Source organism: Fodinicurvata fenggangensis DSM 21160, from assembly GCF_000686045.1.
Taxonomy (GTDB): domain Bacteria; phylum Pseudomonadota; class Alphaproteobacteria; order Kiloniellales; family DSM-21159; genus Fodinicurvata; species Fodinicurvata fenggangensis.
In genome coordinates this window covers 70,784-93,810 of record NZ_JMLV01000014.1, presented here as the reverse complement: position 1 = coordinate 93,810, position 23,027 = coordinate 70,784, and the positions used below count along the sequence as shown (strand labels likewise).

Here is a 23,027-nt window from a genome sequence, read left to right as displayed (position 1 = left end):
GCCATAAAGGCCAGGTCACCAAGTGTTTCCGCATCCAGTGTCACGCCATCGAGAGTGCCGGTGTTCATCAGTTCGACGTAAATGGCGAGATTCTCGAGCGGCGAGTCGATGGTACGCGATTCACCGTCCACCGTGATGACCAAGCGCCCCGCGCTGTCCAGGGACAGCTCGTCCGCCTGGTTGATCAGGGTGATGGCCTCAAGATAGCGGCTGGAGAGAACCCGCGTCGGCGAGCGGGCAATGTTCAGCCGGCTGAATTCGATTTCAGTAACGTTCTCATCGCTGACCGGCTCGCCTTCCTCGTTCAGCGGAATGAGGTTGCCCTCCGCATCGACTGGCTGCGGGTAACCGTCATCAGACTGGACCGCTGTGTCAGGCACACCGTCTCCGTCCTGATCCTCCCAGACATAGAGTATGGGAACGCCGTTGTCGTCGCGAAGGATTACGAAGAGATCCCCATAGAGTCCGCCCTTTGAGATGCCTGAAGTCTGGTTCGGATTGCCGGGCTTGCCGTCGCGGCCCGACTGGCCCGCCCAATCCGGACGGTCCGAATCCTCTTCGTCTTCGCCCTGAGGACTCAGGGCATCATCCAGAAGCGAACGGCCGCCCTTGCCGGACTGCTGTCCACCAGAGCCGCTACCCTTGCCGCCTGCACTTCCCTGGCCGCCCTGGCTGCCCTGGCCTGCCTTGTCTGAAGCTGCATAGGCAGTGTTACCTGGACCATCCAGCGAATTTTCCGACACAAAGCCGGAGAAGATAAGTGCGCCAAGTGCGACACCAGTAAACATTGTATATCTGAATTCGCGTTTCATATTCGTGATACCCTTACTCAATTAATCAGGACCTGGTCAAAACCGCAGGATAGAAAATGCGCCTTCGTGAATGTGAACCAGAGTTTTCAAGTCAAATTAGCATCTACGCAGCCGGGAACACTTAACTCACATTAATACCCAGCTCTTATTCGATATGGCCTCCCAAAATCGGAGGAGCCGAGACTCTGAACCTCAGAACCGATAACCGATTCCAAGGCGTACCAGACTTTCCGAAGGTTCAAAGGAATCCCCTCCACTCTCTCCATAGTTGACTTTGAATGAATCATACTTGGTGTAGGTATAGTCGAGGCGCAGAAAGATGTTCTCGCTGGCGGCCACTTCCAACCCGCCACCAAAGCGCAAGCCACGCTGCAGGTTGTCCTGTGAAGTCTTGTTCGAACTCACCTCGTAGTCGGTGCCGAAATCGGTCAGGACACCACCGATACGCCCATAGAGCATGGCGGCATCATTCAGCAGATAACCGACACGCAATCCCGCACCGTAGGTCGCTTCCTTCGAGAGTTGCACTTTGCGGCCCGAGGGCTGCCGCTCCAGGTCAATATTCCCGTCGGCCAGCTCGATCTCACCCTCGCCACCCAGGTAAACCGGCCCGAAGGTCTGGCCATAGCCAGCGAAGACCCCCCCGGCCAGGCTTTCATCTGCATACTGCGCATCCAGATCTCCCGGGCTCCCGCCTTCTCGAGGGCCCTGGAGGTCATTCTGCAAGGAACCAAAACCCAGCTGCACGCCACCATAGAAACCGTCGAAGTCTGCCTTGAAGTCTTCCCTGTCCTCATCCCGGGTCTGGGCTCCAAAACGATAGCCAATGCCCAGGCGCAGCAGACTTTCATTGTTGGCAAAGTTATCGACCCGCCCGTTGTTCGATGTAATATCGTAGTCTTCATAATTCGTGTGACTGAAGTCCATACGGGTGAACAGGCCACCTGATACCGGAACCTCCATGCCAACACCGAAACGCACGCCAGCAACGGTGTTATCTTCGCTGTAGTCGTTATCACCTTCCCTGTAGGTTGTTTCCATGTCAGCGAGCACGCCAGCCACGCGGCCGTAGATCATGCCACCCGGCAATAGATAGCCGACCAGGGGGCCCAAGCTGCCGGAGAGGTTCTTCTCCACGCCGAAAACTCTATGATTGGGCTCTCGTGTATGGATCCAATCCGCCCTGCTCTGTTCAATATCTGCTTCCAGGGCCAGATAAGCGGGGCCGATGACGGAACCATAGCCGGCAAAAGCCCCTCCACTGAAGCCGTGATCGCCAAAGTCGGATGTCAGGGACCCCGAGCCTGAGGGCGGGCCGCGCTCGCCCTCCAGTTCCGTCCCGATCTTGCCGATAGCCGTCTGAAGGCCCCCATAGAACCCACCCTTCCCGGAGGAGACGCCTGGCAGGTCAAGTTGATCCTCTTCATACTCTGGGGCCAGCTGGACACCGAAACTCAAGAGGAAGCGATTGTCATCGTAATCGTCATCGGGGTCGCTGGAATCACGTCTCAGGAAGCGGTAGTCGGCCCCCAGGTAGAAATTGGGCTGGAAATAGTAGCGTCCACCAAGTGTCGCCACGAAAACATTGTCCTCACGAGAGTCGCCATAATAATCATCCTTGTAATACCCGAGACCGGCATTGGTGCTCAGGTCAGGACGTAACAGGTGCACAAGACCCAGGCCAAAACCGCTGCTGACATAACCCGAGGCTGAAAGCGTCGTTTCCTCGATCGTGCGATCAAAGCTGGCTTCCAATCTTGTATTGGACGCGAAGCGCCAACTGGCATTCAGTCTTGCGTCCCAGGTTTTGATGGTCTCCAGGTCCGCATCCTCATAGTCCTGGAGCATGTATCCGGCCATGGCCTCCAGTTCCAATGTCCGCCCCTGGACATAACGCAGTCCCAAACCGCTCCTGAAGCCCTGTGAATCCCGGTTTAGCCCCCAATCATCCGGCGTGTCCCGATAGCGGCGACGGTCATAGCTTCCCTGGGCGAAGACCTCGTAATTCGGGGACAGTTGGTAACCGACACGCGCCCCTGCCGTATAGAGGTGCCGGTCGCGGTCATCATTGTTAATTGTTCCGAAGTCGGCGCGGCGAACATCGTCGAAATTCAGGAATTGATAGGTTCCGGCAACACGGGTCGTAAAGCGGCCGAAGCGATTGACGGTACCGAGATAGGCCTGGAGGTCATGATAGATCGTTGGCTCTTCGCCATTGACGTCATCGGGTGAATCCCGCCCTTCATGCGCACGCCGGAAGGTCACGCCTCCGATGAGATTGTGCGCCGGCGAAAAGCGATAACGTCCATCGGCCCCAAGATAGTAATCTTCGTAATTCTCGCTGTCGTATTTTCGGTAACGACCAATCTCTGCGCCCGCATTCAATTCAAGATCGAAGTCCTGACCTTCGGCTTCGGCCGTCAGGGAAGGCGTCAGGATGGAAATGAAATCCCCGTCGCGGTCATTGCGCGTCGAGTAAACATTATCGTCATACCCGAAGGACAGGTCCAGACTGGGCTCAAGCACAAAGGGGCCCAGCTTCGCGGCCTTCTGCTCCCCGTCCTGCTTTTCCGGAGGGGACTCCTGAAGCGGCTCAGGTGACGATTGGCCTGTTCTCTCCGGCTCGGGAACGGAATCATCCTCTTGCGCCGAGACAGAAACAACAGGAAGGCATAGAAAAGCCGACAAAAAGGCCGGAAAGCAAAAACGACACCGACAGTCAATCATCTAAAATTCTACCATTAGTTGGAAATTATATCGTCACAGGCCTCACATCCCATTTGGCGTCAGATCGTAATAGCGCTGGCTACAAACAGCAGAGTGCCAGCGTCTCCACCTTCCAACTAGAGCAACTGGGACTTGTGGTTTCCAGACTCAGGCCAACCGGACTTTAGCATGGAGACGCACGCTAATCGTGTACAGCCAGTCCTTCTTTAACCTATGTTAGGATCAGCGCAGGAAATTGCTCTGGCGCCCTCACTTGGCCTGAATGAACCACTTTGTGCAGACCTTTTCACGCCTGCGCCTTGGGCCCCCACAGCTCCAGAAAACCCTCAGGTGAATTGGCAAGGCGTGTCAGTTGTTCCATGTCCAGGATGGTAAGCATCTTATTCTTCAACTCCATGATCCTGGACTTTCGCAAATCGCTTAAAACGCGATTCACGTGAATGGAAGTCAGTCCAAGAGCATCTGCAATGATAGGCTGAGTTAGAGGCATGCGCAGACTCGTCCCGCTGATCAACTGTACGGACCGAACACTGCGCACAGCCAGTTCCATGAACAGGTTGGCCATACTCTCGCGCGCCGTTCGCCGCCCCAGGCTGACTGCATGCTCGGACAACAGCGCCATGTCGCGCGCGCGTATCCACTGCATGTGATTGGCAACTACGGGACAACTATCACACAACCTCTGGAAGCCCTCTCTCGGGATGCTGCAGAGAACCGAGTCAGTCAAAGTGTCAAGCCCATGGGTCATGCCGGCCGAACCATCCATTTCCAAACCGGCAAGATCGCCAGGCAGCAGAAACTGCAAGATCTGACGGCGCCCGTCCGCAAGCAACTGATAGGAGAACAACCAGCCGCTCTCTATATTATAAAGAGGAACGTCCCGTGCACCCTGCAAATAGACAGCGCGAGCAGCGGGGAATAACCGGGGTGGCTGTCGCATGGATTCCAAGCAAGCAATTTCTTCAGGGCCTTTGAGGGCTTGGCAAAGACCAAATTCTCGGAGGTGACATGAGGAACAGCCACTCTTCCAAGTAATCACTGTCATAATGGCCTTTCTAATCTATTCCTGAAATTACGCTTCAGGCTGCCAAGGCATTTGGATACCAAGGCATTCGGCCACTTCTTAAAATAGCAGATTTAATAAGCATCCACAATTCTTCTTTTAAAGTGTCTATATTCCCCGGATTGGTGCCTCGCGGACCCCCTAATGAGAGATTGCAGTTCTAGTTCCTTGGCGTGGTGGAAAGCCGGGCGGCACCCCTTTGCGTCACCTCGACATCCATGGAAGCAATGAAAGGCACCGGCTTCCCATGGCTATCCAGAGACAGCACTCGAACTGATCTTGTTGTGAACTGACTGCTTGCCTTGCACCGTCGACCTTATGCAGCGCTACGGATTGGCTTCTGCCTCACGCAACTGCCGGCGACTGAATGGACGTCCAAGGACAAGCCCCGCAAGCGTCAGAATCAGGGCCACAGCCAGCGCCCAATGCGCGGGCACCAGGGCAAGGGCAGCAGCGGGACCATACAAGACCAGCGAAAACACCCAGCGACCACGCGTTGGCATGCCGGAAAGCAGGATGGACGAGCAGACCACCAGGACACTTCCCGAAAGCGCGGCCTCGAAGATGTCAAACCCGCTGCCGGACCAGACCAGGCCCGGATAGGACAGCAGCATGAAGGGTATGATGTAGGTGACCGCCGCCAGGCGCACGGCATTGACGGCCACGGGCCACCATCGTGTGGAGGCCAGGGACGCGCTCACGAAAACCGCAATGCAGACAGGCGGCGTAATGACCGAGATCGTCGCGTAGTAGAAAACGAACATATGCGCGATCAACGGCTCGATACCAATCGCGATCAGGGCCGGTGCCATGACGGCCGCCACCAGGACGTAAGCCGCCGTCGTGGGAATGCCCATCCCCAGGATCAGGCAGGCCACTGCCACGATCAGGCCCACCAGCACCGTGCTCTCACCCCCAAGCGCGACCGTCAGGGACGAGAGTTTCACGCCAATACCCGTCATGTTGATCAGCGAAACCAGGATCTGGGCGCCGGCCAGCATCAGGGCGATGATGATCACTCCGTTGCCACCTGCAACGAGGGCATCCAGTAGCGCCCGCAACGTTTCCCTGGGGCGCCGGTAAACGGCCAGGTTCAATACGACATATGGCACGACGATACAGGCCATCCCGAACGCCGCCGAAAAGGCCACGGAACGGCCGGCCACCAGCATCCAGATCAATCCCGTCAGGCCCCCGAGCACCGGCAGCAGCCGCACAGGATTGAGCGCCTGGCGCGCAGAGGGAATTTCCTCGCGTGGCACGAAACCGACCTGCTTGCGCAGGGCCACCAGGTCGATCGTGAGAAAGACACCGATGTAGAACAGTAATGCCGGGATCAGGGCCGCCAGGGCAATACGCAGATACTCCACGCCGATCATCTCGGCCATTATGAAGGCGGCCGCCCCCAGGATCGGCGGCGTGATCTGCCCCCCGGTCGAGGCCACCGCTTCCACCGCCGCGGCAAAGGGGGCCGGATAGCCGATACGCTGCATCAGCGGAATGGTCATGGTGCCCGTGGTCGCCACATTGGCCACGGCGCTGCCGTTGACCGTTCCGAATGAGGCGGAGGCCACGGTTGCCATCTTGGCCGCCCCCCCAACGGATCGCCCCGAGATCAGCAGCGCCAGGTCCATGAAGGTCTGCCCGCCGCCGGTGTGCAGCAGCACCGCACCGAACAGCACGAAAGCAGCGATGACCGTGGCGGCAATGCCGGTCAGCGTGCCCCAGAGCCCGATATCGCTGAGATAGAGCGTTTCGGTGATGGTATAGATATCGAAACCGCTGTGTCCCAGCCGCCCGGGCAGCAGGTTTCCAAGAAAGGCATAGGCCAGTCCGGTTATGACGAGTATCGGAAAGATGATGCCGACGGCGCGCCGGGCCAGTTCCAGGATGGTGACGACCAGGACCCCGATCAGGACCATATCCGATGGCTCCGCCCAGGGCAGGGTCGTCAGGATTTCATTGGCCGTCCAGGTTACATGCAGGCAGGCTGCACAGCTCACCAACCAGAGCAGGGCATCGAATCCGCGGGTCACCAGGCGCGACACACCTGAAATCTCCAACGGATAGGAGAGAAAGGCCAGCGTGATGACCAGGGTCAGCATGAGGGAACGCTGGATCAGGGAATCGAAGGCACCGAAAGCGGCTGTATAGAGAATGAATAGCCCGATAAGCAGGGCGACAAACCGCTTCAGCTGAACGCTCATGCCACTATCCCTCTCGGACAACCGGACCCTTCACCGCGAAGGGCCCGGTTGCGGATACTGTCGTACGACGTGTTGTCCGAATGCCGTTCGCGGTCAGTCGGACTCCGGGCGCAGGCGATCCGGCACCTCGACGCCGATCTCTTCATAGTACCGGATGGCACCGGGATGCAGCGGCGTGGTTGCCAGTTCCATGGTCATCTCGGGAATCTGCGAACCCTTGAGGCCCGAGAAGGCCGCGGCCTGCTCGCTGTCGTCCTCGACCACGGTTTTCACGATCTTGTAGGCTGCTTCCTCCGAGAGGTCCGGGGTGGAAACGGCCCCGACACCGAAAGCCCAGGTGGTATAGGCGGGATAGCCTTCCCCGGCCTCGCCCTCGGCGATATCCAGCACTGCCAGGTTGGGAAAGTCCTTGCGCAGGGTGTCGGCCTGGCTTTCGTCCAGCCCGATCAGCGAAATTGGCGTGCTGGTCGCGATATCCATGCTGGAAGCGTCCAGCTGTTTACCGGAGCCGCTTTTCACGTAGCCGATGATCCGGTCATCCTTGATCTGATTGACGATATCACCGGTGGAACCGCGGGCCCAGTCAGGCTGGATATCCAGCAGTTCGAAGACCGCTTCCGTTGTCGCCTCGGTGGCCGAGCCGGTGATGCCGGGATTGAATTCCTGGCCTTCCAGGTCCTCCAGGCTTTCTATACCGGCATCCTCACGCACCACGACGTTCTGCGGCGCGGAGGCATAGACCCAGAGCATCGGGGGTTGGTAGGCCCGGCCTTCGAAGTCGCCGAGACCACTATGTACATCGTAGGCGACGTTGGTGGTCACCAGTCCGATGTCCACCTGGTCGCGCTGCAGGCGCTTCAGATTGTCGATGGTGGCGCCGGTCTCGACCACGTCGGCCTGGATGTCTTCGATGTTGTTGTTGATCAGCTGCGAGACGGCAACGAAGTAGGCGTAATGGCTGGACGATGAAGACGTGGACCCAATCGCAATCCGCTCGTCTTGAGCCAAGGCCGGCGTACTTCCTAGCGCCGCGGCGAGAAGTGTTGTCGCTAACAGTCTCATTCTGTTCCTCCCTTGCATGAAGCTTTTGATATTTCGGGATTAAGGGCCGCAATTTCTGACGGGACATCCAGCATCATGGACAGCAGACGAAAGGAGCTGGTCTTGCCATGGGTGTCCAAGGCCAGCGCAGCATTCACCCCTCCTTCCAGCGCATCCTCGATGACGAAATTGAGGGCTTGGATGTTCGGCAGCTCATAGCGGATGACCTTTTGCACACCGCGATGCCGAAACAGCTCGAGCACGCGCTCTTCGGTCACCTGATCGACCAGAAAGGGCCAGACAGAAGGGTCATATGCGATCACGCTGATGTTCTGGCGATTGCCCTTGTCTCCGGAGCGCCCATGGGCAAGGCGGTGCAACGGCACCTGAACGTACCCAGCTTCACGGACCTCCGTTCCGGACGAATTCTTGGTCATTGCGTCCTCCCCGGAAATTCATCGCGATAATTATCGATAATGTCAACAATGATTGTGTTGTCAGGATGAACAAGATAATTTCCCGGAATGGAACAAGCAGTTGCGCGCAAGAACACCCTGGAGCGCAGCCACAAGGGCTGGACCCAGGTCTATGAGACTCTTCAAGTGGATATTCTCTTCGGACGCGCTCTGCCACGGGAACGCCTGGTCGAGGACGACCTGATTGCGCGCTTCGATGCAACCCGTCACGCCGTTCGCCGTGCGCTTGACGCGTTGGAACGTGAAGGGCTTGTCCAGCGCCAACCCAACCGTGGAGCCCGGGTAAGGGATTATTCGCGCAAGGAGGTGGAGGACCTTTACCAGATTCGCACGGCCCTGGAGGAACGCGCCGCCGCCCTGGTGCCAATGCCGGGAGATCCGGCCTATGTGGAGACGCTCAAGACACTCGCCGCACGGCATGAGCGTGCCTCCCGGGAACAGCGCTATCTCGACCTCTCCCGCATCAACAATGAATTTCACGAAGCCCTCTATGCCGGCGCTGGAAATCCGGAGCTCTCGGCTGCCATCCGCCATTATTCGCTGATGACCCAACCGATCCGAAGCCGGGGCTTTTCGAACAGCGAACTGCGCGAAACGGCGATCCGCGAGCACTGGCAGATGGTCTCCGCCATCGAATCCGGGGACCGCACGGCACTCCTGCAGCTCTGTCGTGTGCATATTGAAGGGCCAAAGGACTACTACTTGGAAACCAATCCCGGACTTTAGGGGTGCACAAAGCCTCTCACTCTGTGGATTGAACTGTATCGGAACTTCAGTTTAGATTATCGATAATCTAAACCATAAAACGAAGTGCAGGGAGATAGCATGTCCTTCTGGATCGGTTCTGGGGCCGGGTTTTCCGGTGACCGCGTCGATGCGGCCGGCCCGGTCGTTGCCGAGATCGCCAGGGGAAATCCCGAGGGCGGCGCCATCATCTTCGAGACCATCGGGGAACGCACCCTGGCGCTTGGACAGCTGGCCCGCCAGCAGGACCCGGAGAGCGGCTACGAACCCCTGCTGCCTGAGATCATCCGTCCGATCCTGAAAGATGCTGTCGCGAACGACATCGCCATCATCGGCAATTTCGGTTGCGCCAATCCACCGGCAGCCGCCCGGGTCATCCGGCAGATTGGCCACGAGCAGGGCCTGCACGACCTGCGCATAGCCGTGATCGAGGGCGATGATGTCCGCGACTCCATCGATCTGGAGCGGCACGCGCTCTGGGACGCAGATCGCGACCAGCCGCCGCCGCAGGGCGAAATGGTCTCGGCCAATGCCTATATCGGCGCCGCAGCCATTGCCAAAGCAATCACGGCCGGCGCCCAGGTGATTGTCACGGGCCGCGTGGCCGATCCGGCCTTGGTCCTGGGTCCTCTTGTGGCCCACTTCGGCTGGTCGTGGCAGGACAACGAGCGGCTTGCTGCCGGCACCCTGGCCGGGCACCTGTTGGAATGCGGGGCCCAGGTCACCGGCGGTTATTTCGCGGATCCGGGCTGGAAGGATGTGCCGGAACCCGAGAACATCGGATTTCCCATTGCCCAGGTCGAGGCCGACGGCCGCTTCATCCTGACGAAACCCGCTGGTACAGGCGGCCTTGTCGACCTCAGAACCGTCAAGGAACAGATACTCTATGAGATCCATGACCCGGGCTGCTACCTGACGCCGGATGTGGTTCTGGACATCACCGACGTGTCCCTGGAACAGCTCGGCCCGGACCGTGTGGCGGTCAGCGAGGCACGCGGGCACGCGCGGCCCGACAGCCTGAAAACCACGGTGGGATTCATCGGCGACTGGCTGGGCGAGGCCGAGATTTCCTATGCCGGCCCCAATGCCTTCGCGCGAGCGAGGCTGGCCGCGGAAACCATCGAGAAGCGCTTGGTCCTGCGCAATCTCGAGCTGCGCCATCGCCTGGACGTGATCGGCATCAGCAGCGCCTTCGACAGCGATGGGGGCGAACTCTGGCGCGCGGCCGTAGAACAGGCCCCGGAACTCCTGCCCGAAGACCTGCGCGTACGCCTGGCGGTCAGCGGCATGGAACGTGATCAGGTGGCCGCAGCCCTCCAGGAAGTCCTGGCGCTTTACTGCTGTGGCCCGGCCGGCGGCGGAGGCCAGCGCAGTCGCATCAGCCCGCGCATTGAAACCCGTTCCTACATGGTGCCACGAACCGAGGTGAAAAGCTCCTACAGCTTTCTGTGACCAGACAAGCTGGAAAAACACCAGACTGAGTTACTCAGGAAACACCCGGAAGACCTTTCTTAGCGAACTTGGGAGGCGACAGAAGGGGCCACACCATCGATCACCTCCGTGAAATCACCAACTCGCGCCACCGTTGCAAGGGCCGACCGACCGAACTTCGATGGGGTCGCCAACAGGAACGTTCGGCTGGCAGCACGCATCGCCGCCTGCTTCACAGTTATCTTGGACAGGCTGAAGTCCATCACCCTGCCCTCTACGTCAACACCGGAGCAAGCGATCAGCGCCAGATCGAGTTGCATCCCGGAGAGAGCGAGCACAACCTCCTCTCCAACCAAGGATCCATCGCGGCCAGCAACACGCCCCCCCAGCACTCGAACCTCGTGCCTAGAAGCATCAAAGGCCAGTGCCGCGCGGATACTGGTGGTGAAAACCTTTAGGCCACGCCGGGTATTCAGGGCCTTGGCTGTCATCTCCATTGTTGTACCGACATCGATAAACAGGCTGGTTCCATCATTGATCAGCGCGGCCGCTGCCTCGGCTATACGACGTTTCTCCTCCACAGCGACACCGGCTTTATGCTCATGATCAAGGCGAACCGCCTCCGATTCGCCGATGGGCCCGGCTCCCCCATGGAAGCGCTGAAGCAGTCCCGCCTCGGATAGGGCAATGATGTCCCGTCGGACGGTCTGCGCGGAAACTCCGAAATCCTCGGACAGACTGTCAATCGTGACGAAGCCCTGCCGCTCGGCAAGACGCAGAATGTGCTTCTGCCGTGGACTCAACTCCCCCAAGGATAACGAAATCTCATGTCGTTTCGGGATGTCTTGCGTCACTGCATCTAGGCCAGTTGCGAAAGGATCAAGTCCGATGTAAGAAAACTTACATTACCACAAGGAGACGGCAATGCAAACCGACAGCTACCTGATCGCCCAAGAAAGTATATACGGCCCTCAAGGACGTCTTGACCCTTGGTTTTGGCACTGGCTGCCGGAGGAGAGCCCCGCCAAGGCGATGGCGGCGTCACCGCGCCGAGCTTTGGAGCACCTGGCCCGCACCGGGGAAATGCGTCGCATTCCTGTAGGGGTCATCGGCCCACGCGAGGCCACAGACGAACAGCTTGGCTTGGCCGAAGAGATCGGCTCCGCATTGGGGCGCCTGAACCTGACGGTAATCTGTGGAGGAAAGACAGGGGTGATGGAGGCTGTCGCCCGCGGCTGCCACACCGCTGGTGGACTTAGTGTTGGCTTGTTGCCTGATCACGACTGGCGGACTGCGAACGATTACATCGCCCTGCCCATCGCCACGGGAATGAGCGAGGCGCGCAACATGATCATCGCAAAATCCAGTGTCGCGTTGATAGCGGTCGGCGGCTCATACGGGACACTGTCGGAAATCGCTTACGGCCTGCATTTCTCCAAGCCGGTGATCGGCCTGGCTGGGGCCCATGCCATAAAGGGGGTGGAGATCGTTGCCGACGCCGCTGCCGCCATCGACCGCCTGGCGGCTCACCTGCTCGCATCGGCTGCGGGATAAATATCCACGGAATGTAATATTACCTACACAATTAAATGTATAATGGAAGAATAGTTCCATTCCTGGAGGCAACGTGAACGCCATCCCCACCCTCGAGCTTGGCGACGTGACGCGGCGCTTCGGCGAGCAGACTGTCTTGGACAGCATCTCGCTTGCCATTCCGCCCGGCAGCTTTACGTCGTTGCTGGGAGCCTCGGGCTGTGGAAAGTCCACAACCTTGCGAATCATGGCCGGCCTTGATCGACCGACAGCTGGCGCAGTGCGCCTGGAAGGCCAAGAAGTGAGTGCACTGACTGCTCACGAACGCAATATCGCTATGGTCTTCCAGTCCTACGCTCTCTATCCGCATCTCACAGTGGCGCAGAACATAGCCTTACCGCTTACTATGAAAAGCCTGTCCGCCTTCGGGCGCTTGCCGCTGCTCGGCACCCTGATCCCCGGAACGGCAGCAGCTCGCAAGGAGATCCAAACAAAAGTCTCGGCGGCCGCCGAAATGCTGGGATTAAGCCATCTGCTCGATCGCAAGCCGGGTACCCTTTCGGGCGGACAGAAACAGCGCGTTGCACTGGGACGGGCCCTGGTTCGCGATCCGGTCCTGTTTCTGTTGGATGAGCCGCTCTCCAATCTCGATGCACGACTGCGCGTACAGATGCGGGCAGAGCTCGTAGCGCTCCATCGTCGAACCGGGAAGCCCTTCGTTTACGTAACGCACGATCAGGCCGAGGCAATGGCCATGTCCGATCAGGTGATCGTGATGATTAAGGGCAGTATCGCCCAGGCTGGCACACCACGCGAACTTTACGAACGCCCGACCTCACTCGCTGTGGCCGAATTCGTGGGAACGCACGCGATTAATCTGATCACACCGCAACAAGGCGCAGGAGAGATACTGTCTTCAGCGGCGCGTGCAATCCTGGGAGTACGACCGGAGCATGTGGTCCCTGCCCCACACGGCAGCTTCATCGCAAAACTCAGAAGCGTAGAATATCTTGGCTCTGAGATCGTGCTGACCCTGTGTACCGAGCAGGGCGTCGAACTGAAATCGATTGCGCCCGGAACTTTCGAGCCACCTCTGCAGGGCGATAGTGTGCGGCTGAGCTTCGATCCAACCTGCACACACTTATTCCATCCCGAAACAGGAGCACGGATTGGAGCGCCGGAATGTCGTTCCTGACGCGCAGCCAGCGCGAAACACTGACTGATGTCTGGTTGACCGGTCCGGCAACCCTTGCGCTGCTGATCTTCATCTTCCTGCCCATTATGATCGTCACCATTCTCTCCTTCTCGGACTATCAATTCGGTGCACGAGACCTGAGTTGGGTCGGCTGGGAGAATTACATCACCCTCTTCACCTCGGCCATCGGACAGCGGGCGATCGTCAATACACTGATCTATGTCGCCATCGTCATACCTTTTTCGGTGGTCTTCGCACTGCTTGTTGCCATCGGTTTGCACCGGATGCTGGACTGGGCGCCAGCTCTGTCACGGATCCTGCGCACAGTGTACTTCCTGCCAGTTGCGGCGACTTTGGTGGCCATGGCTGTGGCCTGGCAGATGCTGCTGCATCCGAATCTCGGCCTTGTAAACAAGGTACTAAGTACGCTCGGAAGCGCTCCCCAGAATTGGCTAAGCGACCGAGGGCTCGTTCTCTATACCTTGGCAGCAATCGGTATCTGGCAGAGCGTGGGTTATAACATGGTCCTGTTCCTCGCTGGCCTCTCCGCCATCCCGGAGGACATTTACGAAGCGGCGGAAGTTGACGGGGCCGGCGGTGCTTGGGCGCGGTTTTGGACCGTAACCTGGCCGATGCTGGGGCCGACGACACTCTTCGTACTCGTCGTCACCGCCACCAATGCCTTCCGTGTATTTGAAACTGTCGCAACGCTGACCCGCGGGGGGCCAGCCTTCGCCTCAGAAACACTGGTATATGCGCTTTACCGCGAGGGGTTTGTCTACTTCAAGGCGGGCTACGCCAGTGCAATAACTGTGATTTTTTTCGCAATCCTCCTGACTCTGACGCTGGCGCAAATGCGCCTCGTCGAACGCAGAGTGCATTATCGATGAGCAGAAGGATGATCTCTCGTAGCGTGTCTACACTGCTCTTGCTGGCAGGAGCCACGCTGATTTTGCTGCCTTTCCTCTGGATGCTCTCGCTCTCGCTAAAACCGCAGGACGAAATCTTTGCCAGCACCATCGCCCTGTTCCCCTCGCGCCTGGAATGGGGAAATTACGTCAAGGCCTTCACAGAGACGAATATTCCGCTCTTCCTCTGGAATGGCTTCGTTGTGGTCGCAGGGATTCTGTTTTTCCAGCTCCTGTTCTCGATCCCCTGCGCCTTTGCCTTGGCTCAGCGGAATTTCCGACTGCGAACCGTCGTGTTCGGACTGGTCCTGGCAGCACTTCTGGTGCCATTCCACGTAACCGCCATCCCGATCTTCCTCGGTCTGGCAGCTGTGAACCTCCTCGACAGCTACGCGGCTCTGATCCTGCCCTTCATCCCCACGGCCTTCGGCATCTTCCTGTTCCGCCAGTTCTTCGCACAGATGCCGACGGAACTGTTCGATGCCGCACGGGTTGATGGCCTATCCGAAACAGCGGTGGTCTGGCGGATCGCCTTTCCCCTGGCGCTGCCCGCCGCCACGGCGTTCGCGATTTTCTCGGTGACAGCGCACTGGAATGATCTGTTCTGGCCATTGATCGCAACGACGAGTCCGGAAATCGCCACCCCACCTCGCGGCATCCTTTATTTCCGTGATCAAGAATCGGGCGACGATGTAGGTCCGCTGATGGCCGGCGCCGTGATCATTACCGCTCCACTGGTCCTTGCCTTCCTCTTCGCACAGCGGAAGTTCTTGCAAGGACTGGCAGCAGGGGGGCTTAAGGGATGAGCAATACACAACCAAGAGTGCGGGGCAGAACCCGCCAAAACTCCGACCAGCAACCGCACACAATGGAGTCCTGCACATGAGAACCCTTCTTGCCGCAACCGTATTGGCGCTGACGGCCACAAGTGCCGCTGCCCAGACCGAACTCCGCGTCCACTATGCAATCCCCACCATTTGGTCCGAGACCCAGGATGCCCTGGCTGAGGCCTTCATGAAGGAGCATCCGGAGGTCAGTATCATTCTCGACGGACCTGCTGAAGGATACCCTGAAGGCGTACAAAGGCTATTGCGAGAAAGCGTGGCGGGAACGGCCCCGGATGTGGCCTATGTCGGCTTGAACCGCTGGCGAATTCTCGAGAATCGAGACCTGATCCAGCCTCTCGATGATTTCCTTGGCGAGAATCCGGAGACACAGGGTTACACGCCAGCGCTTCTGTCACTGGGCCATTATCAGGATACGCAATACACTCTCGCTACGTCTGCCTCCACCTTGGTGATGTACGTGAACCCCGACTTGGTGGAGCAAGCCGGCGGCTCGATGGAGGATTTCCCGACCACCTTCGATGGAGTGATTGAACTGGCCGCAGAAATAGACGCACTGGGAGACGGGATCGACGGTATCTGGATCGATCGGCATGACTGGCGTTTTCAATCACTTCTCGGCTCCTACGGCGGCCTACCGATGAATTCGGACGAGACGGATATCACCTTCGACGATGAAGCTGGTATCGCTGCGGCCACGCTCTATCAACGCTTCGCTGAAGAGGCAGGCATGCCCTCCTATACCGATTCCGATGCGCGACAGGCCTTTCCTGCAGGTACGCTTGGCATCATGTTCGAAAGCTCTTCCCTTCAAACTCGGTTCGAGCAAGGCGCTGGCGACAATTTCGAGGTTACGGTTCGCTCCCTGCCGATCGCTGCCGAAGATCCCTCGAATGTCTGGTTCCCAACCGGGGGGTCGGCGATCGTGATGTTGACCGAGGACCCCGAAAAACAACAGGCTGCCTGGGACTATATCTCGTTTGTCACAGGCCCCGAGGGGCAGCGGATCATTGTCGAGAATACCGGTTATGCGCCAGCAAACGCCCAAGTGCTCGAGGACCAGACTTATCTGGGCTCCTACTACGACAAGGATGAGAACGCTCGCATTGCGCACACGCAAGTCGCGCAGTATGCCGGTCCCTGGTACAGTTTTCCTGGTCCCGAGGGCGTAGCTGTGACCGACATGATCGCCGCCGCCATGGTCGATATCACCGAAGGTGCAGATCCCGAAGCTAGGGTCAAGGAACTGGCCCAAACGCTGCGTATGCAGCTGGGCATGCAATAAGCGCAGGAAACGGCGGCCCTGGCCAGGGTCGCCGTTTCCTTTTTCATTCAGCGTAGAGTATATTTTCTGCCCGAAGTAATCTTGGCTGGCAGCCTCCAAAGGGTCGTCGCATCTCGCTGCCCTCGGAACTGAACGTCTAACCCTCGTCCAGCAACTCGTAGCTTTCCGGGTTATCCGGGCAGAGACCCAATTCGCACTCCACAAAGGTAGACCCGGCGTTCACGAGGGTCAGCAGCGTGAAGAAAAACAGGGCCACGAGCCCCAGCCCCGTCGCGCCGCGCCAGCCTTCCCGCTTGATCATTCCGGGCGTCGGCCGGAACTGGTCCTCGAACAGCAGCAGCAGGGCCGAAGCCACGATGATCAGACAGAACGCGATCAAGGACCAGGTGTAGAAGTGCAGCCCGAAAAGCGGATCGCCATAACTGCCGCTGCCCGGCACGATGTGCAGCAGCACCTGGCGCGTGGCCACGCCGGCCCCGACGGCCGCCCCCAGAATCGCCACACCGTAATGGCTGGGGCGCGGACCAATGACCACGTTCAATGCGAAACCGAAGCCAGCCAGGACAAAACCGACCCGCTGCAGCAGGCAAAGGGGACAGGGCAGGTCATCCAGCAGGAATTGATCCAGGAAGGCAAAGGCCAGGAGTCCGGAAATTCCCAGAAGGATCAGCGCATTCAGTTGGCGCGACAGTTCGGGCGTGATCATGAAGCTGGCCTCACCACTGCAACGACAAGGTGTCGGTGGCGTGCAAAGCAAAGAGTCCCAGCGTCACCACCAGGCTGAGGAACCACAGCCCCATGCCAAGCTCCCGCTTGTTGCCGGCCAGGGCGACCAGTCCGGCAAACAGCAGTAGGAACGGCAGCACCATCATGAATTCACATCCCCGTTTGTTCCAGGCAGCCTTGTTCTATGGATTAGACCTGTTTCGGGTTGGCTGCCGACCCTTTCGCGTAACACAGTCCCCACATGGCTGTCATGGAGACATTTCCCCCGACTGGTCCAAGCGCCCGGATCCTATGGTCTGAAAGCAAGGCGGGAGGGCCCTTGTGGAGTCCTCCCGCCTTTGAACGAAAACTTCTGTCAGAACCACCTTGCCGTCATGCGGCCCGGACGTTCTTCAGGAAATCATCCACGCCCTTCTGCAGCTCGCTGGCCGTCTCGCCCAGCTGACGGGCGCTGGAAAGCACCTGCTCGGCGGCAGAGCCACCTTCGGCCGCCGCCTGGCTGACCTGCTCGATGGAGCCGGAGACCTCGTTCGTCCCTTCGGCCGCCTGCTGGACGTTGCGAGAAATTTCGTCCGTCGCCGCATCCTGCTCCTCCATCGCCGCGGCGATGGAACTGGCAATCTCCTGGCTTTCGCGGATGCGCGAGCTGATCTTGCCAATCGCCTCGACCGTCTCGCTGGTCACGCCCTGCATCTCGGAAATCTGCTGGGAAATTTCCTCGGTGGCCTTGGCGGTCTGGTTGGCCAGGTTCTTGACCTCGCTGGCCACCACGGCAAAGCCCTTGCCGGCTTCGCCGGCCCGGGCCGCCTCGATGGTGGCGTTCAGCGCCAGCAGGTTCGTCTGCTCGGCAATGTCCTGGATCAGCTTCACCACATCGCCGATCTTGTCGGCCGAGCCGGCCAGGACATTGACCGTTTCGGAAGTCCGATCCGCATCCTCGACCGCCGAATCCGCCGTCTTGGACGAGGTCGACACCTGCTGGCTGATCTCCTTGATCGAGGCAGCCATCTCCTCGGCCGAACTGGCCACGGTTTGCACGTTGGTCGAAGCCTGGGTCGCGGAGGCCGCAACGCTGGTTGCCTGCGCGTTGGTCTCTTCGGCCGAAGAGGTCATGGTCTGGGCTGCGGCCTCCAGTTCATTGGCCATGGAGCCGATGGCCTGCACCATCTGGCCCACCGTTTCCTCGAAACGGGTCGCCATGGCGTTCATGGCCTGTTTCTTCTCTTCCTCGGCCTTCTGCTTCTGGGCCTCAGCCTCGGATTCCATCTCCCGGGTGCGGACCAGGTTGTCCTTGAAGACCTGCACCGCTTCAGCCATCTGACCGATCTCGTCCTTCTGGCCGACAGCCGGGATATCGATAGATAGGTCCCCGTCCGCCAGGCTGTCCATGGTCCCCGTCATCGCCTTTACCGGCCGCGTGATGGCATGCGCGATCAGCCAGGCAACCAGAAGGCCCAGGGCAACAGCACCGGCCGTCAAGGCGAGCGAAAGCTGCTCAGCCAGGGTTGACTGTGCCTCTGCAGCTTCTGCAACCTGGGACTGTTTTTCGGAAGATATGTAGCGGATGTCCGAGGCAAGCCCGAGTGTTTTCTGTCCCAGCTCCGTGATCTCGGCCTCCTGCTCATTGAGAGAGTCCAGGGTTTCAGCCAGACGGGCAAAGCCACGCTCATAGCTTTGCAGCATGGCAATGGTGGCTTTGATTTTCTGCGGCTGATCCGGAACCAGTGTGGACTCCGCCAACTGACCCAAGCGTTCGCGCAGGTCCGGCAGCAGCTCCAGGACCTCGTCGCGATCGGCCGCATCCTCACCCTGAAGATAGCGGGCCGCGACCGTGCGCAACATCTGATAGTCATTGTTGACGCCGGCGATAATCCCGATGTCACCCAGGTCCTGGCCCGCAATCTCGGCTTCCTGCAATTCCGTGATGCTGGCACGTGCTTGGGCGCCCAGGGCATTCAGGGTCGCGGCAATGATTCCTTCCCGCTGCTTGCGCAGGCTGACCAGGTACTCGAAGAGGTCGCTATAGCTGCGCTGGTTGCTCAGGATCTGCTCGATCGAATCCTGGTTTCCCTGGGCCTGCATCAGACCCTGTGCCGCCTCGAAGTGCTCGATGGCATTCTGATTTGCCTTTCTGAAGGCCTCGACATCAGCATTCGCGCCTGTGTTCATGAAGCTCGTCACGGCCAGGCGCGCCCGGATAATCTCGGACTGCGCCGATGCGGCCAGTTCGACAATCTCACCTTGTGCGGAATACTCTGCCAGGTTCTCCGAACCCTGCTTTGAGCTCACGAAGGAAACGATCCCCAGAGCCGCCATCAGGACAAGGATAATGGCAAAGCCGGTAAAGATCTTGGTGCTGATTTTTAGGTTGCTAAAGAAGCCTGCACGCGAAGTTTTCTTCTCATTCATTGGAGTTCTAGCCTGCTACGGAAGGTGTTGAAGTCCCCACAGGGTGAAACAGAAAACCTTTTGAAAAGGTTAAATACGTCAAAGTTTCTGAAACGTGCGCTGAACAGACTTCTTAACTTTTCAGGTTACGCCTCCCCAGGCTCGGCGCCCAGAAACAAGGCGGGAGAGTCTTTGACTGACTCTCCCGCCTGTGTATGGACACCTCTGTCAAAACCAGCTTGCCGTCATGCAACCCGGACATTCTTCAGGAAGTCGTCCACGCCCTTCTGTAGCTGCCCGGCGGTTTCGCCCAGCTGACGCGCGCTGGAAAGCACCTGCCCGGCGGCAGAGCCACCTTCGGCCGTCGCCTGGCTGACCTGCTCGATGGCACTGGACACCTCGTTCGTGCCCTCGGCCGCCTGCTGCACGTTGCGCGTGATCTCGCCGGTGGCCGCATCCTGCTCCTCCATCGCTGCTGCTATGGAACTGGAAATCTCCTGATTTTCGCGAATCGTGGAACTGATCTTGCCGATGGCTTCCACCGTCTCGCTGGTCACACCCTGCATGCCGGAGATCTGCTGCGAGATGTCCTCGGTGGCCTTGGCCGTCTGGTTGGCCAGGTTCTTGACCTCGCTGGCCACCACGGCAAAGCCCTTGCCGGCCTCGCCGGCCCGCGCCGCCTCGATGGTGGCATTCAGCGCCAGCAGGTTCGTCTGCTCGGCAATGTCCTGGATCAGCTTCACGACGTCACCGATCTTTTCGGCGGAGCTCGCCAGTACGTTCACCGTATCCGAGGTACGATCCGCGCCCTCGACTGCCTCGGTGGCTGTCTTCGAAGAGGTCGCCACCTGTTGGCTAATCTCGCGGATGGAGGCGGCCATCTCCTCAGCCGAACTGGCCACGGTCTGCACGTTGGACGAGGCCTCGACCGCCGAGGCGGACACGCTGGTCGCCTGGGAATTCGTCTCCTCGGCCGATGAGGTCATGGTCTGCGCCGCGGCCTCCAGTTCGTTGGCCATGGAACCGATCGCCTGAACCATCTGGCCCACCGTCTCCTCGAAACGGTTCGCCATGGCGTTCATGGCCTGAGTCTTCTCTTCCTCGGCCTTCTGCTGCTGGACTTCGGCTTCAGCCTCCATCTCTCTCGTGCGGACCAGGTTGTCCTTGAAGACCTGCACCGAGTCGGCCATAGCGCCAACTTCGTCCTTTCGTCCTCGCGCTGGAATCTCAGTGTCCAAGCTACCAGAAGCTAGGCTCTTCATAGCCAAGGTCATGCGAGAAATGGGGCCTCCGATACCTTTCGAAAGAACAAAACCCATAAGCAGAGAAAGGGTGAAAGCTCCAATAACGCTTACTAAAGCGGCATTGGAAGCTATAGCAGCCGCTTCAGACTGAGCAGCATTCCGTGTTTCCAGGAGATTGCGCTCTACATCTGCAATTTCTGTGAGCTTGGCTCGGAAACCATCCATGGATTCCTTGCCCGCGCCACTCGCTTCCATGGCGCGTGCTTGTTCACGCGTCGCGGGATCGGACATCAACTCGATCTCTTGTTTGGCGACCTCGTTGCGCCAGGCAAGAGCAAGACTGTTAAGTTCTTCCAAACGTGCCTGCTGTTGAGGGTTATCCGACGTGAGTTGTTTTGCTTCTTCAAAAGCCTCTTCGTATTGCCTCACCCCTACTTCGTAAGGCTCGAGAAAGCTTTTATCATTCGAGATCAGATAGCCCCGCACGCCGGTTTCCTGATTGATCATGCCCTCCAGTGTCTCATCCAAAGCCCCCAATACTTCGTAAGTATGGTCCTTCCAGGCTGCGCTTTGATCGAGAAAATTAAGCCGATCAATGACGAAGGCATTGATACCGCCTACCAGGACAGCAAGCATTCCAAATCCAATGATTAACTTCCATGCGATTTTTAGGTTATTGAATAGTGACATAACACTGCCTTTGGATGCCGCCCTGTAAGGGACTGGGATTAGAGATGAACGGTTTATGCGCCTTATTCCTTTTCAATCGGTTAAGAAATCGGCGTGAATACCTTGTATTCAAAAAGAGAATGGCTTCTTTATTCTTGATTTATTGCGTAATTGAGATTTCATAAAATAAAATATGACAATATTTCTTAGGAGCCTATTAGTGGAACATGTAAGCATTCATCTATAAGCCCTTGAAGATACTATGGCCCGGACAATTAAACCGGCAGATTTTGGCCATTGCGCCGGAAAGCCGGAAACAAGATCCCCTTGATCATCTAACTGGGATCATTGTCCTTGGCTCACGCAAGCGCCCCCGCTACACCAGGATCCCATGTCACCAGCAGAGAAACCCTCTCCCTCCACCGCTGCGAGCGAAACAGACTTTGCGCGCCCCGAGCGCCTGAAGCTGCTTGCTTTCGGTTTCCTGCTGGCCTTCTTCTCCAGCTTCGGACAGACCTTCTTCATCTCGCTCTTCAGTGCGGATTTCCGCGCAAGCTTCGATCTCTCCCACGGCGGCTTCGGCACGGTCTACTCCCTGGCAACGCTGGCCAGCGGTCTGTCCATGATCCGCATTGGCGGACTGCTCGACCGCATGCCGCTGAGGCGCTTTGTGATGGCCACGCTTGTGGGACTCAGCATCGCCTGCCTGCTGACCTTCTCGGTCCAGAGCGTGCTCATGCTGGGGATCGCCCTCTTTCTGCTGCGGCTCTGCGGCCAGGGCCTGATGGTGCATGCCGCGATCACCAGCATGGCGCGCCATTTCGAGCGCAGCCGCGGCAAGGCCATTGCCTTTGCCACCATGGGAAATCCGGCGGGGGAAGCGGTGTTCCCCCTGACCCTCGTCGTGGTGACGGCGGCCGTAGGCTGGCGGAACACCTGGCTGTTGGCGGCAACTTTCCTGTTGCTCGTCCTCTTGCCGGTGGTGCTGCTCCTGCTGCGCGGTGGCCAGGCCGGCAGCTTCCAGCCAAAGGGAGGCAGCAGGTTCCGCCTGGGCCCCTTCGTTCGCCAGCCCCGATTCCTGCTCATGCTTCCGGGCCTGATGGCCTCGGGCTTCATCAGTACCGGTGTCTTCTTTCACCAGATTCATATCACCGAGGTAAAGGGCTGGGACCTTGCCTGGTTCGCCACCTGTTTCGTCGGCTTTGCCGCGGCCTCGGTCTGCGCAACCCTGCTGTCAGGCGTCCTGATCGACCGCCTGACCGCACGGCGAATCATGCCCTTCTACCTGATTCCTCTGGCACTGGCCTGTCTTGTGATGTCCCTGGGTTCTGCGCCCTGGGTTGCCCTGGCCTACATGCTGCTGGCCGGCCTGACCGCAGGGTCCAACACCTCCGTCACCACGGCCATGTGGGCCGAAACCTATGGCACGGCGCAGTTGGGCTCGATCCGGGCCGTGGCCGCCGCCCTGATGGTCATCTCCACGGCGCTCGCCCCCGGCCTGCTGGGCCTACTGATCGACGCAGGCGTCAGTGTCGATGCTCTGCTGGCCGGCTGTTCAGCCTACTGCCTGCTTGGGATCGTGATGTATGGACTGGTCTTCAGGCGCGACATCAAGGGAACTTCCTCTTCCTAGAGGAGGTTCCTGGATTTTCCGCATCCCTTCTGCTGCCGAAACGAAAAAGGCGCCGAGAATTCCCCGGCGCCTTTCTCAATCAAGAAGTTCTGGGCGAGTT

At 58.8% G+C, this 23,027-nt stretch carries 19 protein-coding genes; 8 read left to right on the top strand and 11 right to left on the bottom strand.

Features of this window, described 5'->3' with window-relative positions; translation table 11 throughout:
- The 6 genes from BP38_RS21125 to BP38_RS0116085 form a co-directional block, all read right to left on the bottom strand.
- Nucleotides 1-788: hypothetical protein (locus tag BP38_RS21125; protein WP_211250366.1), on the bottom strand; the 788-nt coding region annotated here is incomplete at its 3' end.
- Between the two features lie 216 nt (nt 789-1,004).
- Nucleotides 1,005-3,539, bottom strand: a complete 2,535-nt coding sequence (locus BP38_RS0116105; RefSeq protein ID WP_081816739.1) for an outer membrane beta-barrel protein — start codon at nt 3,537-3,539, stop codon at nt 1,005-1,007.
- A 286-nt stretch (nt 3,540-3,825) separates the two neighbouring features.
- Nucleotides 3,826-4,584, bottom strand: a complete 759-nt coding sequence (locus tag BP38_RS21120) for a Crp/Fnr family transcriptional regulator (RefSeq protein WP_081816738.1) — start codon at nt 4,582-4,584, stop codon at nt 3,826-3,828.
- 344 nt (nt 4,585-4,928) lie between these two features.
- Entirely contained in the window at nt 4,929-6,809 is a 1,881-nt protein-coding gene (locus tag BP38_RS21115) for a TRAP transporter permease (RefSeq protein ID WP_035725578.1), read from the bottom strand.
- Nucleotides 6,810-6,902: 93 nt separating this feature from the next.
- Nucleotides 6,903-7,871, bottom strand: coding sequence for a TAXI family TRAP transporter solute-binding subunit (locus BP38_RS0116090; protein WP_026988572.1), 969 nt, complete (start codon nt 7,869-7,871; stop codon nt 6,903-6,905).
- Entirely contained in the window at nt 7,868-8,287 is a 420-nt protein-coding gene (locus BP38_RS0116085) for an AtuA-related protein (protein ID WP_026988571.1), read from the bottom strand. Before BP38_RS0116085 ends, BP38_RS0116090 begins: the two co-directional genes overlap by 4 nt.
- A gap of 87 nt (nt 8,288-8,374) precedes the next feature.
- Here BP38_RS0116085 and BP38_RS21110 point away from each other — a divergent pair, with 87 nt between their 5' ends.
- Nucleotides 8,375-9,052: a GntR family transcriptional regulator gene (locus BP38_RS21110; RefSeq protein ID WP_035725576.1), complete on the top strand. Its 678-nt coding sequence runs from the start codon at nt 8,375-8,377 to the stop codon at nt 9,050-9,052.
- A 99-nt stretch (nt 9,053-9,151) separates the two neighbouring features.
- Complete coding sequence (locus BP38_RS0116075) at nt 9,152-10,522, top strand: acyclic terpene utilization AtuA family protein (protein ID WP_035725574.1); 1,371 nt, start codon at nt 9,152-9,154, stop codon at nt 10,520-10,522.
- A 59-nt stretch (nt 10,523-10,581) separates the two neighbouring features.
- On the opposite strand, the gene BP38_RS21105 is transcribed toward BP38_RS0116075, so the two are convergent.
- The gene (locus tag BP38_RS21105; RefSeq protein ID WP_081816737.1) at nt 10,582-11,355 is read right to left on the bottom strand and encodes a DeoR/GlpR family DNA-binding transcription regulator; all 774 of its coding nucleotides are present in this window, start codon (nt 11,353-11,355) and stop codon (nt 10,582-10,584) included.
- 70 nt (nt 11,356-11,425) lie between these two features.
- On the opposite strand from BP38_RS21105, the gene BP38_RS0116065 reads away from it, so the two are divergent.
- From BP38_RS0116065 to BP38_RS0116045, 5 genes are all read left to right on the top strand, one after another.
- Nucleotides 11,426-12,055, top strand: coding sequence for a TIGR00725 family protein (locus BP38_RS0116065; protein ID WP_211250365.1), 630 nt, complete (start codon nt 11,426-11,428; stop codon nt 12,053-12,055).
- A gap of 73 nt (nt 12,056-12,128) precedes the next feature.
- Nucleotides 12,129-13,229 carry an ABC transporter ATP-binding protein gene (locus BP38_RS21100; protein ID WP_081816736.1) on the top strand — a complete coding sequence of 367 codons (1,101 nt, stop codon included), beginning with the start codon at nt 12,129-12,131 and terminating at the stop codon, nt 13,227-13,229.
- Nucleotides 13,217-14,119, top strand: a complete 903-nt coding sequence (locus tag BP38_RS0116055; RefSeq protein WP_026988568.1) for a carbohydrate ABC transporter permease — start codon at nt 13,217-13,219, stop codon at nt 14,117-14,119. Before BP38_RS21100 ends, BP38_RS0116055 begins: the two co-directional genes overlap by 13 nt.
- Nucleotides 14,120-14,127: 8 nt before the next feature.
- The gene (locus BP38_RS0116050; RefSeq protein ID WP_026988567.1) at nt 14,128-14,943 is read left to right on the top strand and encodes a carbohydrate ABC transporter permease; all 816 of its coding nucleotides are present in this window, start codon (nt 14,128-14,130) and stop codon (nt 14,941-14,943) included.
- A gap of 76 nt (nt 14,944-15,019) precedes the next feature.
- Complete coding sequence (locus tag BP38_RS0116045) at nt 15,020-16,267, top strand: extracellular solute-binding protein (protein ID WP_026988566.1); 1,248 nt, start codon at nt 15,020-15,022, stop codon at nt 16,265-16,267.
- A 136-nt stretch (nt 16,268-16,403) separates the two neighbouring features.
- Here the strand turns inward: BP38_RS0116045 and BP38_RS0116040 are convergent, their stop codons facing one another.
- The 4 genes from BP38_RS0116040 to BP38_RS0116025 form a co-directional block, all read right to left on the bottom strand.
- The gene (locus tag BP38_RS0116040) at nt 16,404-16,973 is read right to left on the bottom strand and encodes a disulfide bond formation protein B (protein WP_026988565.1); all 570 of its coding nucleotides are present in this window, start codon (nt 16,971-16,973) and stop codon (nt 16,404-16,406) included.
- A gap of 10 nt (nt 16,974-16,983) precedes the next feature.
- Nucleotides 16,984-17,139, bottom strand: coding sequence for a DUF5993 family protein (locus tag BP38_RS22930; RefSeq protein ID WP_169737845.1), 156 nt, complete (start codon nt 17,137-17,139; stop codon nt 16,984-16,986).
- Between the two features lie 226 nt (nt 17,140-17,365).
- Nucleotides 17,366-19,402, bottom strand: coding sequence for a HAMP domain-containing methyl-accepting chemotaxis protein (locus BP38_RS21095; protein WP_051609462.1), 2,037 nt, complete (start codon nt 19,400-19,402; stop codon nt 17,366-17,368).
- Between the two features lie 224 nt (nt 19,403-19,626).
- Nucleotides 19,627-21,261 carry a methyl-accepting chemotaxis protein gene (locus BP38_RS0116025; RefSeq protein WP_051609461.1) on the bottom strand — a complete coding sequence of 545 codons (1,635 nt, stop codon included), beginning with the start codon at nt 21,259-21,261 and terminating at the stop codon, nt 19,627-19,629.
- 424 nt (nt 21,262-21,685) lie between these two features.
- Here BP38_RS0116025 and BP38_RS0116020 point away from each other — a divergent pair, with 424 nt between their 5' ends.
- Entirely contained in the window at nt 21,686-22,927 is a 1,242-nt protein-coding gene (locus BP38_RS0116020) for an MFS transporter (protein WP_051609460.1), read from the top strand.
- Nucleotides 22,928-23,027 lie beyond the last annotated feature (100 nt).

What these genes read in the sequence shown, in the direction of transcription:
- BP38_RS0116105 (WP_081816739.1), bottom strand. Translation starts at nt 3,539, where the DNA reads ATGATTGACTGTCGGTGTCGTTTTTGCTTTCCGGCCTTTTTGTCGGCT.
- BP38_RS21120 (WP_081816738.1), bottom strand. Translation starts at nt 4,584, where the DNA reads ATGACAGTGATTACTTGGAAGAGTGGCTGTTCCTCATGTCACCTCCGA.
- BP38_RS21115 (WP_035725578.1), bottom strand. Translation starts at nt 6,809, where the DNA reads ATGAGCGTTCAGCTGAAGCGGTTTGTCGCCCTGCTTATCGGGCTATTC.
- BP38_RS0116090 (WP_026988572.1), bottom strand. Translation starts at nt 7,871, where the DNA reads ATGAGACTGTTAGCGACAACACTTCTCGCCGCGGCGCTAGGAAGTACG.
- BP38_RS0116085 (WP_026988571.1), bottom strand. Translation starts at nt 8,287, where the DNA reads ATGACCAAGAATTCGTCCGGAACGGAGGTCCGTGAAGCTGGGTACGTT.
- BP38_RS21110 (WP_035725576.1), top strand. Translation starts at nt 8,375, where the DNA reads ATGGAACAAGCAGTTGCGCGCAAGAACACCCTGGAGCGCAGCCACAAG.
- BP38_RS0116075 (WP_035725574.1), top strand. Translation starts at nt 9,152, where the DNA reads ATGTCCTTCTGGATCGGTTCTGGGGCCGGGTTTTCCGGTGACCGCGTC.
- BP38_RS0116065 (WP_211250365.1), top strand. Translation starts at nt 11,426, where the DNA reads ATGCAAACCGACAGCTACCTGATCGCCCAAGAAAGTATATACGGCCCT.
- BP38_RS0116055 (WP_026988568.1), top strand. Translation starts at nt 13,217, where the DNA reads ATGTCGTTCCTGACGCGCAGCCAGCGCGAAACACTGACTGATGTCTGG.
- BP38_RS0116050 (WP_026988567.1), top strand. Translation starts at nt 14,128, where the DNA reads ATGATCTCTCGTAGCGTGTCTACACTGCTCTTGCTGGCAGGAGCCACG.
- BP38_RS0116045 (WP_026988566.1), top strand. Translation starts at nt 15,020, where the DNA reads ATGAGAACCCTTCTTGCCGCAACCGTATTGGCGCTGACGGCCACAAGT.
- BP38_RS0116040 (WP_026988565.1), bottom strand. Translation starts at nt 16,973, where the DNA reads ATGATCACGCCCGAACTGTCGCGCCAACTGAATGCGCTGATCCTTCTG.
- BP38_RS22930 (WP_169737845.1), bottom strand. Translation starts at nt 17,139, where the DNA reads ATGATGGTGCTGCCGTTCCTACTGCTGTTTGCCGGACTGGTCGCCCTG.
- BP38_RS21095 (WP_051609462.1), bottom strand. Translation starts at nt 19,402, where the DNA reads ATGAATGAGAAGAAAACTTCGCGTGCAGGCTTCTTTAGCAACCTAAAA.
- BP38_RS0116025 (WP_051609461.1), bottom strand. Translation starts at nt 21,261, where the DNA reads ATGCTTGCTGTCCTGGTAGGCGGTATCAATGCCTTCGTCATTGATCGG.
- BP38_RS0116020 (WP_051609460.1), top strand. Translation starts at nt 21,686, where the DNA reads ATGTCACCAGCAGAGAAACCCTCTCCCTCCACCGCTGCGAGCGAAACA.